Raw genomic sequence first — 14,797 nt, 5'->3', positions numbered from 1 at the left:
TGCCAAACAAAAAGCGCCCTGAACACTTTTGCCACCCACGGCCATCGGAAACCATTCTCCATTCGCGCGGCGAGCCGGTCTCGCTGCGTCCATCCGCCACCTGGCCTTTCGCGATGAATAAGCACCTTCTCCCTGTCCTCGCCGGCGTTTTCCTTGCCGGTGCGACGTTCGGCGTTGAGCCGGAGTTCGACCGTCTGCGGCTGAAGGACTATCATCCCGTCTCGCTCTACCGCATCCAGCAGACGCTGGTGCGCCGCGCTGCCGTGCCGGTGATCGACATGCACTCGCATTCGTTCTTCGTGCAAAACGAGGCGGAAATCCGCCGCTGGGTGCAGCTGATGGATGAGGCCAATATCGAGCGCACGGTTGTGCTCACGGGGGAGAGCGGCCCGGCATTCGACGCGCTGGTCGCGCGCTTCGCGCCATTCAAGGACCGCTTCGAGCTGTGGTGCGGTTTCGACTACACCGGAATTGAAGAGCCCGGCTACGGCCCGGCGGCGGCGGCGGAGCTCGAGCGTTGCCGGCGCATGGGGGCACGCGGCGTGGGCGAGGAAAGCGACAAGGGCCTCGGGCTCATCCGCCATATCCCGGGCCGTCCGCCGCCCAAGCCGGTGCATCCCTCCGACCCGCGGCTGGATCTGCTCTGGGAGAAATGCGCTGAGCTCGGCCTGCCGGTGAACCTGCACGTGGCTGATCCGATCTGGATGTATCAGCCGCTCGACGAAAAAAACGAGGGCATGCCCAATGCCGCGATCTGGAAGATCGGCTCCGAGCCCGAGCGCGTCGACTTGGACGGCATGATCGGCCACCTTGAAGAGACGCTGCGCCGTCACCCACGCACGACGATCATCGCCTGTCACCTGGCGAACCTCGACTACGATCTCACACGACTCGACGGCCTGCTCGCCCGTTTTCCGAATCTCTACGCCGACATCGCAGGACGGCTCGCGGAGACGGCGGCGATCCCACGGACGGCGGCGGCGTTCATCGAGAAACACCGCGACCGGCTCCTCTACGGGACCGACATGGAGCTGACGTCCGAGATGTATCGGATGACGTTCCGGATCATGGAAACGACCGACGAGCATTTCTACGGCGTCGATCAGTTTTGCTACGTATGGAATCTCGCCGGTTTCGGTCTGCGGCGGGAGACGCTCGAAAGGCTCTATCGCACGAACGCGCTCGAACTCATGCACCGGCTCCAGCCAGCCAACTATCCGGCCCCGTCCGCGAAACTCTGACGATCTTTACCCTATGAAGAAGCTCCTCCTGTCCCTGCTCGCGCTGGCTACGCTCACTCCGGCGTTCGCCCAAAAGTTCAAAGGCCTCGCACTCACACCGCCCATGGGCTGGAACTCCTGGAATAATTTTGAGGACAAGATTCACGAAAGCCTGGTCAGGCAGACCGCCGATGCGATGGCCGCCAACGGGATGCGCGACGCCGGCTACGTCTACATTGTGATCGACGACACGTGGTCGCTCAAACAGCGCGATGCCAACGGCAACCTCGTGCCCGACCCCGTGAAATTTCCAAGTGGCATGAAAGCACTCGGTGATTACCTGCACGCGCGTGGCTTCAAGTTCGGCATCTATTCCGACGCGGGCCCCGTCACCTGCGCCGGCTATCCCGGCAGCTGGGGCCACGAGTTTCAGGACGCGCGCCTCTTCGCCTCGTGGGGAGTCGACTATCTGAAATACGACTGGTGCAACCATGGCACTGCCGACCCGAAGGACGCCTACATGCGGATACGGGATGGACTCTACGCCGCAGGCCGCCCGGTCGTGCTGTCCATCTGCGAGTGGGGCGAAAACAAACCGTGGGAATGGGGCGCTGAGATCGGCCACCTTTGGCGCACGACGTGGGACATCTACGACTCCTACAACGGCACTTCGCTCGGCAGCTCCGGGTGGAAGCGCACGCTGGACAGCCAATACAACAACATCCGCACCAACGGCGACAACGGCATCAACAAATTCGCGGGCCCCGACGGCTGGAACGATCCTGACATGCTTGAAGTCGGCAATCCCGGCCTCACCTACGCCGAGTCCCGCGCGCATTTCGCGCTCTGGTGCATGGTCGCCGCGCCGCTCATCGCCGGCAACGATGTTCGCGCTCAGAAGCCCGAGATCACCGCACTCCTCACTCACAAGGGCGCTCTCGCCATCGACCAGGATCCGCTCGGCAAACAAGGCTATCGCGCGCTCTCCGAGCCCGAGAAGAATATCGAGGTCTGGATCAAGGAGCTCTCCAACGGCGAGCTCGCCGCCTGCGTGCTCAACACCGGCGCCGCGACCGCCGACCTCACGGTCGAGTGGGGCCGCTTCTGGACCGTCACCGGTCAATACGCCATCACCGACGTCTGGACTGGTAAGGAGGCTGGCGACACGCGCCAGCCATCGGTCTTCCACCTCGAATCGCACGACGTCGCGCTGCTGCGCCTGAAACCGCTCAAGCCCTGAATCGCCCTGCTGGCGATCGCGCCATGACTTTCCCCGCCGCAGTGTCGTTCCCTGTCGCTCCGCTTCTCCTGTTCCAGGGAGACTCGATCACCGATGCTGGGCGCGATCGCAGCCGCCCCGTGCCGAACGACGCGGCGGGTCTGGGCGCGGGCTACGTGACGCGGATTGCGAGCGCGCTGCTCGGTCGCCATCCGCGCGCAGGCTGGCGGCTGGTGAATCGCGGTGTGAGCGGAGATCGTGTCGTGGATCTGCTCGCGCGCTGGCCGCGCGACGCGCTGCATCTGCAACCGGACCTTGTCAGTGTGCTCGTCGGCGTGAACGACACGTGGCACGCCTACAACAATAGCAACGGCGTCAGCGTCGAGCGCTACGAGGAAATCTATCGTCTGCTCCTGCGCGATTTGTGTGTGGCGCGCCCTCAGTGCCGGCTGGTGCTCGGGGAGCCCTTTGCCCTGCCCGGTGGCGAGTTTGCAGCGGATTGGATGCCGGAATTGCGTGAACGCAGTGCTGTCGTGCGCCGGCTCGCGCAGGAATTCGGCGCCGCTTTCGTCGCTTATCAGGCGTGCTTCGATGCCGCGCTGGCGGAATACACGGTCGCCGAGCTGGCGCCGGACGGCGTCCATCCGTCCCCGCTTGGTCACGAGTTGATGGCGCAAGCCTGGCTCGCTGCCGCGGGACTCTGAGTCATGAAGGATTCGCCGGAACAATTCCCTCAGGCATCGAGCGGCCCCACGCTCGCAGCGCGCCCCGCCCGCACCTATCGGCGCGGTTTCTCCACGCTGGGATGCCCGGCACTCGGTCTAGCGGAGGCATGGGCGCTCGCGCGACGCTTTGGCGTGGATGCGATCGAACTCCGGATGCTGCACCGCGCCGTCGATTTGCCGGCGCTGTGGACGCAGCAAGGCATCGGCCCGGTTGAACTCGCGGCGCGGATTCGTGCGCTCGGTGCGTCGGTCGCGGTCCTCGACACGTCGTTTCACCTGATCAGCCACACCGCCGAAGAACGCGAAAAGCTGCTGGCGCACGCCGTCTTCGCCGAAGCGTGCGAGGTGCCGTTTCTGCGGGTCTTCGACGGCGGTGCGCGCGCTGACGACGAGGAACTGGACGCCGCGCTGCGCACGCTTCGCTGGTGGCACGAGTGCCGCGACCGCGGGAATCTACGCGTCGATCTGATCGTGGAGACGCACGATTCGTTGCTGAAGGCGGCCGCGCTGAGCCGGTTGCTCGCGGCGGAGCCGCGCTGCCGACTGTTGTGGGATGCGCATCACACGTGGAGACGCGGCGGCGAGTCGCCCGCGGCGACTTGGGCGGCGATCAGCCGGCACACGGCTCATGTGCACGTGAAGGACAGCGTGACGATCATGGGCCGCGAGTTTCGTTACGTGCTGCCGGGTTTCGGCGAGTTTCCCATGCCCGAGCTGCGGACGCTGCTGGCGCGCGACGGTTTCGCCGGGGTCGTCTGTCTCGAATGGGAGCGCGGCTGGATTCCTGATCTTGCACCGCTCGAGGAAGTGCTCGCCGCGGCGAACAACGGCTGGTGGTGAGGCGGCGGTTCAACGGCGCGGGTCGGCGCGTTCCTGCACCAACGTCACCGGACCGAGCAAGCCGGAGGGGAGCAGCGTGGTTTCGGTCTCGTAGAAATCGACGGTGGTGAACGTCGTGCGGGTGCCGGGCGGCGCCGGCTGATTCTCGACATACCAGCGCGGCATCGGCGCGTCCGGCGCGTAGCCGTCCGTGCGCGGCAACCGATTGTCGCCGATGAGTCGGTTTGTCCAGAGGTTGGTCACGCGCACGCGCAGCGTGTTCACGCCTGGTCGCAACCAGTGCGTAATGTCGAACGCATAGGGGGCGCACCAGCGCAGGCCGAGCGGGCGGTCGTTGAGCGTGACCTCGGCGGAGATTTCCACGCGTCCGAGATCGAGCGACACCGCACGTCCGCGCTCCAGCCAGTCGGTCGGCACGTCGAACTCGGCGCGGTATTCGGCGGTGCCGGAGAAATAGCGGACGGCTGGGCGCGGGTCTTCGCTCCAATCGCTCAGACGATAAAATGGCGTCTCCCAGTGCGCGGCGTCGACGGGCTCGAAGGTGACTTGCCACGGACTTGCGAGCGTGAGCGGCGGGCGCGTCGCGGCGGAAGCGACGGACGATGGCACCGCGCTGGCGGTTTCGCGCGAACCGGCTTCGCGACGGAACACCACGAACGCCGAACCATGCGCTGGCAGGGCGAGCTCAAGTTCGGTGCGGTCGCCGTGGCTGGCAAAGACGTCAAGCGGTTGGATCGTGCCGGTCTCCGCGTGCCAGCGTTCGGGCCGGCGGCCGGCGACGCGGAAGGAGCAGCGCAGCACCCGCGCGTCCGCCGTCGGATTCAGCACGAAGAACAAGTCGGTGTCGTCCGTGCGCCGGTGCGCGAAGGGCGCGTCGGGCGCGCCTTCGACGACGAGATCGGGTTTCAGCCCGCCGTGGGAAAACTGCGCCGCGCGTTCCGCGACTGAGGTGGCGAGTGGCAGCAAGCGCGGGCCGACGTTCGCGGGCGCCCAGAGCGCGGCCACAAGGGCGGCGAATTCCTCGCGCTCTGCGGATGACGGCGCGCGGCCGCTCAAGGTGGTCGGTGCATCGCCGAGGATGGGCACGCCCGCCGCGGCGAATTCCCGCAGCCGTCGCAGCACCGGCAGGCTGAGTTGGGCGGAGTTGCGCAGCAACAACAGGCCATACGAGGTCCCTTCGGGGAAAACAAGGCGACCACCGCGCGTCGAGAGCCGGTGCAACAGCGCGGGAGTGTCGAGCAGGTCGAAGTTGTAGCCCGCAGGCAGCGCGAGCTGTTCGCGCGTGGGCGTTGGTTGCGGCGAAGTTTCGCCGGGGTAGACGAGCACGTCGGCGACCGGCTGCCCTTGACGCAGCAGATAGGAGCCGCGCGCCACATAGCGGAGCCATTCGCGGCCCGCGGTCGGCCACCACGTTTGGGTGCGATCGAGTTGCGAGCCGATGTCTCCCATCGTCATGCCGGGGACGACGTGGGTGTTGGCCTGATGCGCGAAGCGGTGCAGACAGAATTCGTTCACGCCGCGAGCCCAGGCATAGTCGCCGGGGAATTTGAGCCGGGAGGGATGGACCTTCCAGTTGACGTCGCTCCACGACGTGAACGCCTCCGCCGAAACGACCGGCTTGCCGTAGATATGTGCAGCCGAGATCGCGGCCTCGAAGTTCGTGCCCTCCTGCAGATCGAGCCAGAATTCGGCCATTGGGATGTCCGCGGCGCCCCCTGCGGTTACGTGATCAAAAGGCCCGAAGCCGTAGGGCTCGATATACGACTGCAGGCCGCGGCGATGACAGAGCTCGGTGAAGGCGGCGTAGTAGTTCCGCTGCATCAGTCCGGCGAGGAGCCCTTGGAAGTCGCGCAGCACCGCGTCTGCCTCAGTGGCGTCGCCCTGACAATAGCCCGCCAACAGCGGCAGATAGGGCAGCAGGTCATAGCCGTGTGCGAGCTTGAATTGCGCGGCGAGATCGGCGGTCCAATTCTGCCCGCCCATCTCGTAGCTATCGAGTGCCACGTATTTGAGTGTTGTGCCGGCCAAGTCTCCACACTCTGCGGTGACGCGATCGAGGTAGGCGGCAAAGTGTTTTTCCAACGCGCGGCGGTCGAACTTGTCGCACTCCAGGCCGCGGCCAGCAGCGGTCGCGGGATAATTGGTCGCGGCGGTCGTGGTGTAGCCAAAACGCAGGACGCGCCAGACGCCAGCAGGCAGCTCGACCGTGAAATTGCCTGCATGGTCCGGCAAACCTGGCAGCACGCGCGGCATCGGATGTGACGCCGCCGGCCAGACGAGTGGCGCGAGCTGATCGGCGGCGAGACGCGCCATGCCGTTGCGTGCGGGCCAGTCCGGCAAACGTGGACAGGTTGAAAGCTCGGCATGGGTGAGCTCGACCGCGCGCGAGAAAACGACGCGAAACACCCGGGCGGTGACCGGTGCGAAACTAGCCGTGAAAACGCCCGTGCTTTTGCCGGTGCGATAGGTATCCAGCGCGGCGACCGGATGGAAATCCTCGCCGTCGTCGGAAACCAGCAGCTGGGCGGTCGCGTGACGCGAGCGATGTTCCAGCGTGAGCGAGCGCGCGGTAAACGGGGCCTTCGCGGCAAATTCGATCCACGGTGCTTTGCCCTCGGTGGCGGCCAGCGCGACGACCTGACCGCCGTCGCTCGCGCTAAGGCGGTCGAGCGTGGGGACGGACGGCGACGAGCGCAGCGTGAGGACCGCGGCGCGGGCGGCGAGTTCACTTTCCTCCGCCGGGCAGGCGAGCACTGCGATTTCGCGGTAGAAGCCGAGTTGGGTCGTGGGCTGGGGGAGGCGGAGTCGCTGCGCCACGCCGCCGCGCACCACGGTCTCGCTCCACACGAGGCGTTTCATCGAATCTTCAGCTTGGATCCACGGCCCGCCGCTGGAGGACCAGCCGTCACAATTGTGCAGGCCGAGCGTGAGGCCGAGTCGCCGGGCTTCGTGGGCGGCGTGCGCCAACAGTGCGCGATAGCGGTCGGAGTTGAAGGCGACGTCGCCCGCGGGGATGCCGTAGTCGACGCTGAAGAGAATAACACCGCCCACGCCGGCCGCGGCCAGCGCCTCGAAGTCCTTCGTGAGGCCCTCCGCGGAGACGTTGCCGTTCATGAGATGCATCCACACGCGTGGCTTGGCTTCCGCTGGCGGCTCGGCGAACAGCGCCTCGTCGAATTCTCTAGCGGCGGCGCAGAGGGCAAACAGCCCTGTGATAAGCCACAGGCAGGCAAAGCGACGGCAGGTGGGCTGCATAGTCAGGACGAGGCAATGTCGCCAGAACCCTCGTAGCTAAGCAAGCGACCGGCGCCGACACGAGAGAATGCAGTAGAACACGGGAAATGCCCCTTGCCTGCGCAGCGGAGTATCGCGGTTAGGGCGGGGGAACTGCTGTTTCGGCGGGGCCGCCACTTGCGGCTGGGGATTCGGTGCGGCGGCGGGCGGAAATGCGAACTGCACTTGTTAGGGGCGCAGCGTTTCACCGCGCAGTAAAGAGTGAGTCTGGAACCTCGTTCCCTTGATCTAAAGCTAAGAAAAATCGATGGCGGCGGGCACGGGGCGATTCGACGCCTCCCATATGCCGATCAGCGCCTGCCGAGCGGCTTCATCATACAATCTCGGCCCTCCTCCCTCCGTAGAAAGCCGTATCGAATGGCCGACAGCATGCATCGACTGGACGCCGCCAGCGCGTGCGGTGGACGAATGGCTGCGCAGAAAGAGCGTCTAGATGGCAATCGCGAAGCAAATCCATCTGCAGTCTTCGGCAGGTTCGCTGAACCTACCGATCGGACACGGATGGCTAGCTTCTACAGCAACCGAGTGCGCACCCGTGTCGGAGGCGCCAAACTTGGCACGGGCGGTCGTAACGCTGCGCGATGTCGCCCAAACCTTACGCGTGCCACTCAAGAGGGCGGCGGTATATTGCGATCCGGCCGTCGTGCGCATCCCTATCCCACATTTATCCTGCCGGCGGTTGAAAATGAGGGCGTCGAGCGGCGGATCCGCATTTATGCCGATGACTTCGAGTCTTGGCTCGAAGGCTTACCGCGGATCCGCAGTTCCGTTCGTCGCGACCACAGTGCGTCCAATTTATAGTGCGCAGGGGTGAAAGCGAAGAATCGGTCGCCCTCTTTTTTTGTTAGTCGCTCGAGGTAATGCCGGCGAATTATCGCCTCGCTGGTTCCCGCCTCCATAGCGCAGTCGGTGAGAGATGCGCGTGTCGCCGCTGCTGAAATCGCTGTGTGTCGCACGAGATTTGCGTGGCGGTCCTCCAACGGAATGTCCTGTTCGGCCATCTTTTCAGGGGACGCGAACTTCCGCACGCGCTCGTCGAGCGTTCGACTGTCGCTTATGTCCCACCCGCGGCGCCGAAATTCGCGCAGCCACGCATCGAGAGTTGGGTTGATGCGAACATTTCGACCGCCGCGGTCCTTGTCTGCTTTGGTCTTCACCACGTTTGCAGGGAGGTGCATCCACCCGGTCTTCAGGTTGACGTATTTCCAGATCGATTTGCCGTTGCGCACCATCGCCTTCATCTCGTCGGCGCGCACCATCCCGAACAGGCGCACGACGATGTTTGGCGCGTAGCAGTTAAGCACTGCTCCCTTGATCAGTTGTTCGCACTCTTTGACGGTGTAGATCTTCGGTCGCGAAGGGGCGTATTCAGGCTCGGCGACGGCTTTGACTGGATTCACTCCTATCCATGTGCCGGAGACGTTTTTCTTTCCGCGCGCGAACTCGAAAAGAGCGTGGAGCGAATCCCACCGATGGAGCTTAGCGACGTTGCCGAAGGGACAGGTGCGAATATACTCATCCACGATTGCCGGAGTGATTGCAGCGATCGACTGCGAGCCGTAATTCGCCGCAAACTCATCCAGATAGGTTTTGTGGGATTTGTATGTGCGTGGTGATTTGCCCACACGTGTGGCAAGAAACCGACTGACTGCTTCAGACACAGTCGGCGGAATCGCATGGTCCGGATTGTAGTTGTCTGCGAACCACTGCACTGCCTTCAAAATCGAACTCGCGGATTCAATCTCCTCCGGCACGTAATAGCCCGCATCGCGGAGGCGCGTGAACGCAAGTTCGGCGAACTCGATCTGCGCTTTTGTCAGCCGTGTGACCTGGGAGGTGAGTCCCGCGTCGACTTGCACGGTTCGCTTCTTGATCGCGGCGATCAGTGCGTCGGCATTTTCGGCGGTCGGGACGTTCTTGCGTTGTCTGACGCCATTCTCGAGCCATTCGACGTGGCAGGAATAGGAAAGAAATTTCCCGTCTGGGGCGGGGTGAGGGGGCATCGATACCGAGGTTCACCTCGCGGAGGTTTTGGATTCCTGGGGGCGCTTCATGGTCCGAATTGTGGCCACAATTTGGCCTAGAAATTCGCGACCAGTTCCAGAGCGCCTTTACGCGTTGTTGGTTTAGCAGCCAACTAACCATCAATTGGCGGAAGGGGAGGGATTCGAACCCCCGGAGGCTTTCGCCTCAGCGGTTTTCAAGACCGCCGCAATAGACCGCTGGTTTCGTTTGTTAATGTCATATATTGAATAACTAACGACGTTTTTTTCGTAATTGGCAAGCGATAGCTAGAAGCGATTATCGCCATCAATTTTGGCCACATTTGGCCACATTTCGGACGCGACGGGCATGGCGAGTATTGCGCGTCCAAAATGCTAGAAGCATTGTTTCGGTCTCGATCATGGGCGGGTCTCTGGTTGCCGAAGTCTCAAGCCAGTGTCGAAACGAATTGGGCGCCACCTGCTGGTCGACCTGTCCAAGCACAGAGAGACCCACCTCACCCCAGCCAATCACACGAGGAGTCTGCAGCCATCGCGCGATGCGGCATTCATGCTGAACCGCGCGAGTCCCAGCGAATTACCAGTTCGGCGTCGTGAACACGCGTTTGTAGTCTTCCCAGCGCGCGTTCATCAGATCGAGTTTCTTCTGCAGCTGCGGCCGCAGATCGGGCGTAAAGCGCGTGATGTCCTCTTCCTCCGGCGTCGCAGCGGTGAGCAGGTAGTCGCTGGGGCGCTCGCCGAGCAGCTCCATCAACAGCGCGGTGTTGTCCAGCTCGGCGCGGGCGGTCTGCATCATCATCTGGCGATCCCAGCCGGATTGGGTTTCGACCACCGGGCTCGGATCAGGTGCGAGGCCGAGACGGCGAACGCGATCGAGCTGCGCCTGGTAGCTGACGGCATTCTGCGCGTTGCGCACGATGCAGAGAAAGATGCGGAGGCGTCGCGCGAGGTCGGCATTGCCGATTTGTTCGGCGAGGTTTGCGGCCTCGCTGACGTGACGCTCAATCGGTGCGCTGACGCGGTTCACGAAATGGCGCCCGCTCCAGCCGCCGTAGACGTCGGTGGCTTGCACGTCGGAGAGGCTCTCGGCGTGCGCTTCGTCGAGGGCCTGGAACTGGAAGCGGCGGTAGTAGGCCTTGTCGGCCGCCGGAATTTCCTGGGGAAACGGCACGAAGGGGCGCGTCAGCCAGCGCTGGTGCACCGTGCCGAGGTAGTAAATGAAGCCGCCGGTATCGAGAAGACGCACGAGGTCGCTGGTCTCCTGGAGGTGGAGCCAGAGTCGCAGGAGGCTGTCGGCGTGTTGCTCGCCCGCTTGCGCGCGGGCGACATCGCGCAACAGCGTGAGCTTGGCGACGGGATTGCGCGCGGGCTGGGCGCGGAAGCGGTCGTAGACGTCGAAGAAGAGCGCGCGACTCCGCCGGTCGCTCAAGGACACGAACATGCGTGGTGCGGCGGACTCGTGCGTGGCCATCAGCGCGTCGACGAATTCGGCGATGCGTGGAATGCCGAGGACGGGCGTGAAAGTGTTGCCGTAGGCTTCGCCCGTTCCGGCGGAAACCATGAATGGTGTGCCGTCGGGTCCTTCGAGATTCTCGATCGAGCTGCCAGCGGTGAGCTTGCGCGCGATGCGGAGCGGATCGGCTTCACGCGTGAGTTTGATGCGAATGTCGAGTCGCGTCTGTGCGTCGTTTGCGCCGGCATGCAGCACCGCGAAGAAGGCGCTGAGGCGCTCATCCATGCTGCGATGGCGAAACAACGTGTTGCCGAACTGACCGCTATAGAGTCCGGGGCTCCAATCGAGTCCGGAACCGGAGTCGTTGGTGAGGATGTCGACGATGTCGATTTCCGGACAGCGCCGCAGCAGCGCGGCCATCGCTTCGCGGAACAACGCCAGCACTTCCGGGTGATCGATCGATGGCGCAAAACGCGCCACGCGGGAACGCGTCGGATGGTCGACGCGCGCGCCGCGCCAGAGGGGATGGTCGCGAAAAACGGCCTCCGGCAGCATCGATGGCTCGGCCAGGCCGAGCAGGCCCTTCAATCCGTGCTTGCGCAGAATCTGTCCGCGCGCGGCGAGGGTTTGCAGCACGCGTTCGGAATGGTCCTCCGGGAGATAGCGCTGCAGTGCGGCGGGACGCGTGATCTTGAGCAGGCCGACTTTGGTGATGACCCACGCCGGGTAGGGATCGCCTGGCTGATCGTATTCCCAGTAGCTCCAAGGCAGCGACGGCGTGAGGTCGATGTGCGTGGCGCCGGATTGTTTGGCGCGCACGGCGAACTGCTCAAAGTCTTCGAGGTCGGCGTAGACACTCGAGAAAACGGTTTTTTCGAAAGCGCGACTCGACACGGCGCTGGCGAGCGCGCCGATGGTCAGGGTGAGCGCGAGAACGAAGGGGAGGATGGGCGACGGAGCCGCGCAACGAGGGTAGGGAAACGGCATAGCGCCGGCCACGATGCGGTGCCGCGCGCCGCAGTTCGAGACCGCGCCTGCGCAAGCCGTTGCGTCGGAGCGAAACGGACGGGAAGTGGTGGACTATTGTCGTTACCGCGTCGCGTTGCCGTAGACTCCGGCCGCGAGAGCCGGCGACGTCGTTCGGCTGGCGGCGAGTTGCTGGACGCGCAGCGTGAGTTCGGCGACGCGGAAGATGTGCGCTTGAGTCATGGCGTGTTCGGTGCGTTCGAGGCAGTCGCGAATGAGTTGGTCGAAGAACGGGAAGCCGATCCGGCCGGCGACGGGGATGTGATGCTCGCCGGTGCCGTCGACGACGTAGACGTGGCTGCCGGTGCGTTCGCGCGCCACGTCGATGTATTTGCGCAGCTCGATGTAGCCGCGCGTGCCGAGAATGAAACTCCGGCCGTCGCCCCACGTGCCGAGCCCGTCGGGTGTCAGCCAATCGACGCGCACGAAACCGGTCGCCCCTGTGTCGGTGCACAGTGAGGCTTCGCCATAGTCCTCGAACTCGGAGGCGTCGCCGTGCGCGTGGTTGGCGGCCATCGCGTGCGTAATGTCGACTCGATCAGCACCGGTCCAGGTGAGGAGTTGCTCGAATTGGTGCGAGGCGAGATCGCAGAGGATGCCGCCGCTGCGAGCCTTGTCGTAGAACCAGGCCGGGCGACGGTCGCGTCCGATGCGATGCGGACCGAAGCCGACGACCTGCACGACCTTGCCGATCACGCCACGCGCGATGAGCTGCGTCGCGTGCAGCGCGGCTTCGTTGTGGAGTCGTTCGCTGTAGTAGACGGCGTATTTGCGGCCGGTCTCAGCAGCGACGCGGCGCGCCTCGGCGAGCTGCGCGAGCGAGGTGAGCGGCGCCTTGTCGGTGAAATAGTCCTTGCCCGCGCGCAGCACCCGCAGACCGATGCCGCAGCGCTCGGAAGGCACGGCGGCGGCCGTGACGAGACGCACGGTGGGATCGTCGAGAATCTCGTCGAAGGTGCGCGCGAGTTTCGCCTGCGGGTAGCGGGTTTGCAGCGCCGCGGCCTTTGCGGCGTCGGGATCGTAGACCCACGCCAGCGTTGCGCCGGCGGCGAGCAGGGCGTCGCACTGCCCGAAGAGGTGCGCGTGCTCGAAAAACGCCGCGGCAAAGACGAACTCGCCCGGCGCGACCACCGGTCCGCGCGGACCGGCTAGGCCGATTTCTTCCGGCGCGTAGGGCGAGCTCATTGGGCGAAAGTGACCCGGCTCAGAAATAGCCGCCCTTTTCGGTGATCTGTTTGACCGTCTCGCCGGCGGCCACCCACGAGAAGATCTTTTTCTCGTTGGATTTGATCTCCTCGGCACGCAGGAGGACGTCGTAGGCGATGTCGCGCGGCACGCAGACGACGCCGTCGATGTCGCCGAGGATGATGTCGCCGGGTTTGATGAGCACGTCGCCGATCTGAATCGGGATCTGGTAATGCGTGATCTGGCAGCGGCCGAGCGAGCCGTTCGGGATGCGGTGCTTGTAGAACACCGGAAAGTTCTTCTCGAGGATCTGGTGCGTATCGCGGATGCCGCCGTCGATGCACGCGGCGCGCACGCCCATGCCGTGAGCGGTCGCGGTCATGACGCCGCCCCACATGGTGGCCTTCTCGTCGCCACTCGCGTCCCACATCACGAAGCTGTCTGCGCCGAGGTGGCCGAGCATCTCCTCGCGGAATTTCATCTCGCCGGTGATCTTCACGTTGGGCGCGCTCTTCACCGTGAACGCCAGGCCGGCGACCGTGCGCTCGGGACGGAGAGGCTTGAGATGGCAGGGCAGCGCCTGGTCGAGCAGCGCGAACTCGCGCAGCACATCGCTGACGGCGCCGGTGTAGAGCTGCTCGTAGCGATCGAGCACTTCCTTCACGGGCACGGGGAACGGCTTGGTCGAGATCTCTTCGCGCGCGGCGATCAGCTTCTCGAGTTTCATCATTCCGACTTCTTTGCGGTAGGCGTCGATGGACATGGGGAAAAGGGTGGGGCGAGTTTGGTTTAGAGTTTTTCCAGCCATTCTTCGGGAGTGGTGCGAACCTGCAGTGCGTCCATGAGGCCGAGGAGATAGCCGTCGGCAAAAAGGCGTCCGAGGGTGCCGTAACCCGGAGTGTCGTTGGTTTCGCCGGCCATGGTCGGCACGTGATCGCAGCGGACCGGGCCGCGAAAACCGGCGTCGTGATAGAGCCGCAGCATCGTGGCCATGTCGGTCGGACCTTCGTCGTGGAACGTCTCGGTGAAACATTGCGCGTCGCCGACGACGTCGCGCAAATGCACGAAGTGCACGCGGCCGGTGCCGGTGAAGCGGCACACATGCTCGGCGAGGCGGCGCTGCGTTTCGTCGGAATCGGCGCCGCTCATCAGTTTCCAGTTGGCCTGACAAAACGTGAGTCCGTGGTGCCGCGAAGGCGACAGGTCGAGCACGCGCTCGAACTGCGCCGGCGAATGGAAAATGCGGCCGAGTCCGCGCAGCGCCGGCACCGGCGGATCGTCCGGGTGCGCACCGAGGCGGACGCCCGCTTTCTCCGCGACCGGCAGGATTGCGCGCAGGAAAGTGACGTAGTTTTCCCAGATGCGTTCGGCGGAGACTTCGCCGTGCTCAGTCAACGTCGAGGGCATGCCAGCGACGTCGAGCTGCGAAACCAGCGCGCGACCGCGGCCGAGGACCTCGGCGTTCGAGCGATGCCAGCCGATACCAGCCATGAAATTGTAGCAGAGCAGCCGCAGGCCGAGCTCGCCCATGTTGCGCAGCATCGTTTGGTAGGCGGCGATGTCTTCGTCGCGCCCGGGGAGGCCGAGCTTGATGCGCGTCATGTCGATCGGGTCGCCTTCGAGGCCGATTAGCGTGAGGCCGGCATCCGCCAGTTCGCGTTGGATCGTGCGCAGCGTGTCGATCTCGCTCGGCGGCGGCAGATGCGTCCAGCGCGGATCGGTTTTCACGACGCAGTGGCGAATTCCCATCTGCACGGCCAGTGGCCAGAGCGGCGCCGGGCGCGGTGGAAGAAATTCGATCAGGAACATGGGGCGAAAATCAGAGAGCGGTC

10 protein-coding genes are annotated in these 14,797 nt (G+C 64.4%); 4 read left to right on the top strand and 6 right to left on the bottom strand.

What is annotated here, in order from left to right; genetic code table 11:
* Window positions 1–113: 113 nt before the first annotated feature.
* Genes HZA32_17255 through HZA32_17240 form a run of 4 tightly spaced genes read left to right on the top strand, consistent with a single transcriptional unit; the run spans window position 114 to window position 4,004 of the window.
* Window positions 114–1,241, top strand: a complete 1,128-nt coding sequence (locus tag HZA32_17255; protein MBI5425827.1) for an amidohydrolase family protein — start codon at window positions 114–116, stop codon at window positions 1,239–1,241.
* Window positions 1,242–1,254: 13 nt separating this feature from the next.
* Entirely contained in the window at window positions 1,255–2,460 is a 1,206-nt protein-coding gene (locus HZA32_17250; protein MBI5425826.1) for a glycoside hydrolase family 27 protein, read from the top strand.
* 23 nt (window positions 2,461–2,483) lie between these two features.
* A complete protein-coding gene (locus HZA32_17245; protein MBI5425825.1) occupies window positions 2,484–3,143 on the top strand; it encodes an SGNH/GDSL hydrolase family protein in 660 nt (219 codons plus the stop codon).
* 3 nt (window positions 3,144–3,146) lie between these two features.
* A complete protein-coding gene (locus HZA32_17240; protein MBI5425824.1) occupies window positions 3,147–4,004 on the top strand; it encodes a TIM barrel protein in 858 nt (285 codons plus the stop codon).
* A 9-nt stretch (window positions 4,005–4,013) separates the two neighbouring features.
* On the opposite strand, the gene HZA32_17235 is transcribed toward HZA32_17240, so the two are convergent.
* From HZA32_17235 to HZA32_17210, 6 genes are all read right to left on the bottom strand, one after another.
* A complete protein-coding gene (locus tag HZA32_17235) occupies window positions 4,014–7,259 on the bottom strand; it encodes a hypothetical protein (GenBank protein ID MBI5425823.1) in 3,246 nt (1,081 codons plus the stop codon).
* A 752-nt stretch (window positions 7,260–8,011) separates the two neighbouring features.
* Window positions 8,012–9,301: a hypothetical protein gene (locus tag HZA32_17230; GenBank protein MBI5425822.1), complete on the bottom strand. Its 1,290-nt coding sequence runs from the start codon at window positions 9,299–9,301 to the stop codon at window positions 8,012–8,014.
* 577 nt (window positions 9,302–9,878) lie between these two features.
* Window positions 9,879–11,741 carry a hypothetical protein gene (locus tag HZA32_17225; GenBank protein ID MBI5425821.1) on the bottom strand — a complete coding sequence of 621 codons (1,863 nt, stop codon included), beginning with the start codon at window positions 11,739–11,741 and terminating at the stop codon, window positions 9,879–9,881.
* 102 nt (window positions 11,742–11,843) lie between these two features.
* Window positions 11,844–12,965, bottom strand: coding sequence for a Gfo/Idh/MocA family oxidoreductase (locus HZA32_17220; protein MBI5425820.1), 1,122 nt, complete (start codon window positions 12,963–12,965; stop codon window positions 11,844–11,846).
* 19 nt (window positions 12,966–12,984) lie between these two features.
* Window positions 12,985–13,728: an RraA family protein gene (locus HZA32_17215; protein MBI5425819.1), complete on the bottom strand. Its 744-nt coding sequence runs from the start codon at window positions 13,726–13,728 to the stop codon at window positions 12,985–12,987.
* A gap of 26 nt (window positions 13,729–13,754) precedes the next feature.
* The gene (locus tag HZA32_17210) at window positions 13,755–14,774 is read right to left on the bottom strand and encodes a mannonate dehydratase (protein MBI5425818.1); all 1,020 of its coding nucleotides are present in this window, start codon (window positions 14,772–14,774) and stop codon (window positions 13,755–13,757) included.
* Between the last annotated feature and the right edge of the window lie 23 nt (window positions 14,775–14,797).

Source organism: Opitutia bacterium (assembly GCA_016217545.1).
Classification (GTDB): Bacteria; Verrucomicrobiota; Verrucomicrobiia; order Opitutales; family Opitutaceae; genus Didemnitutus.
Note: the sequence above shows the minus strand (reverse complement) of the source record. Positions and strands in the feature narration are given on the sequence as shown.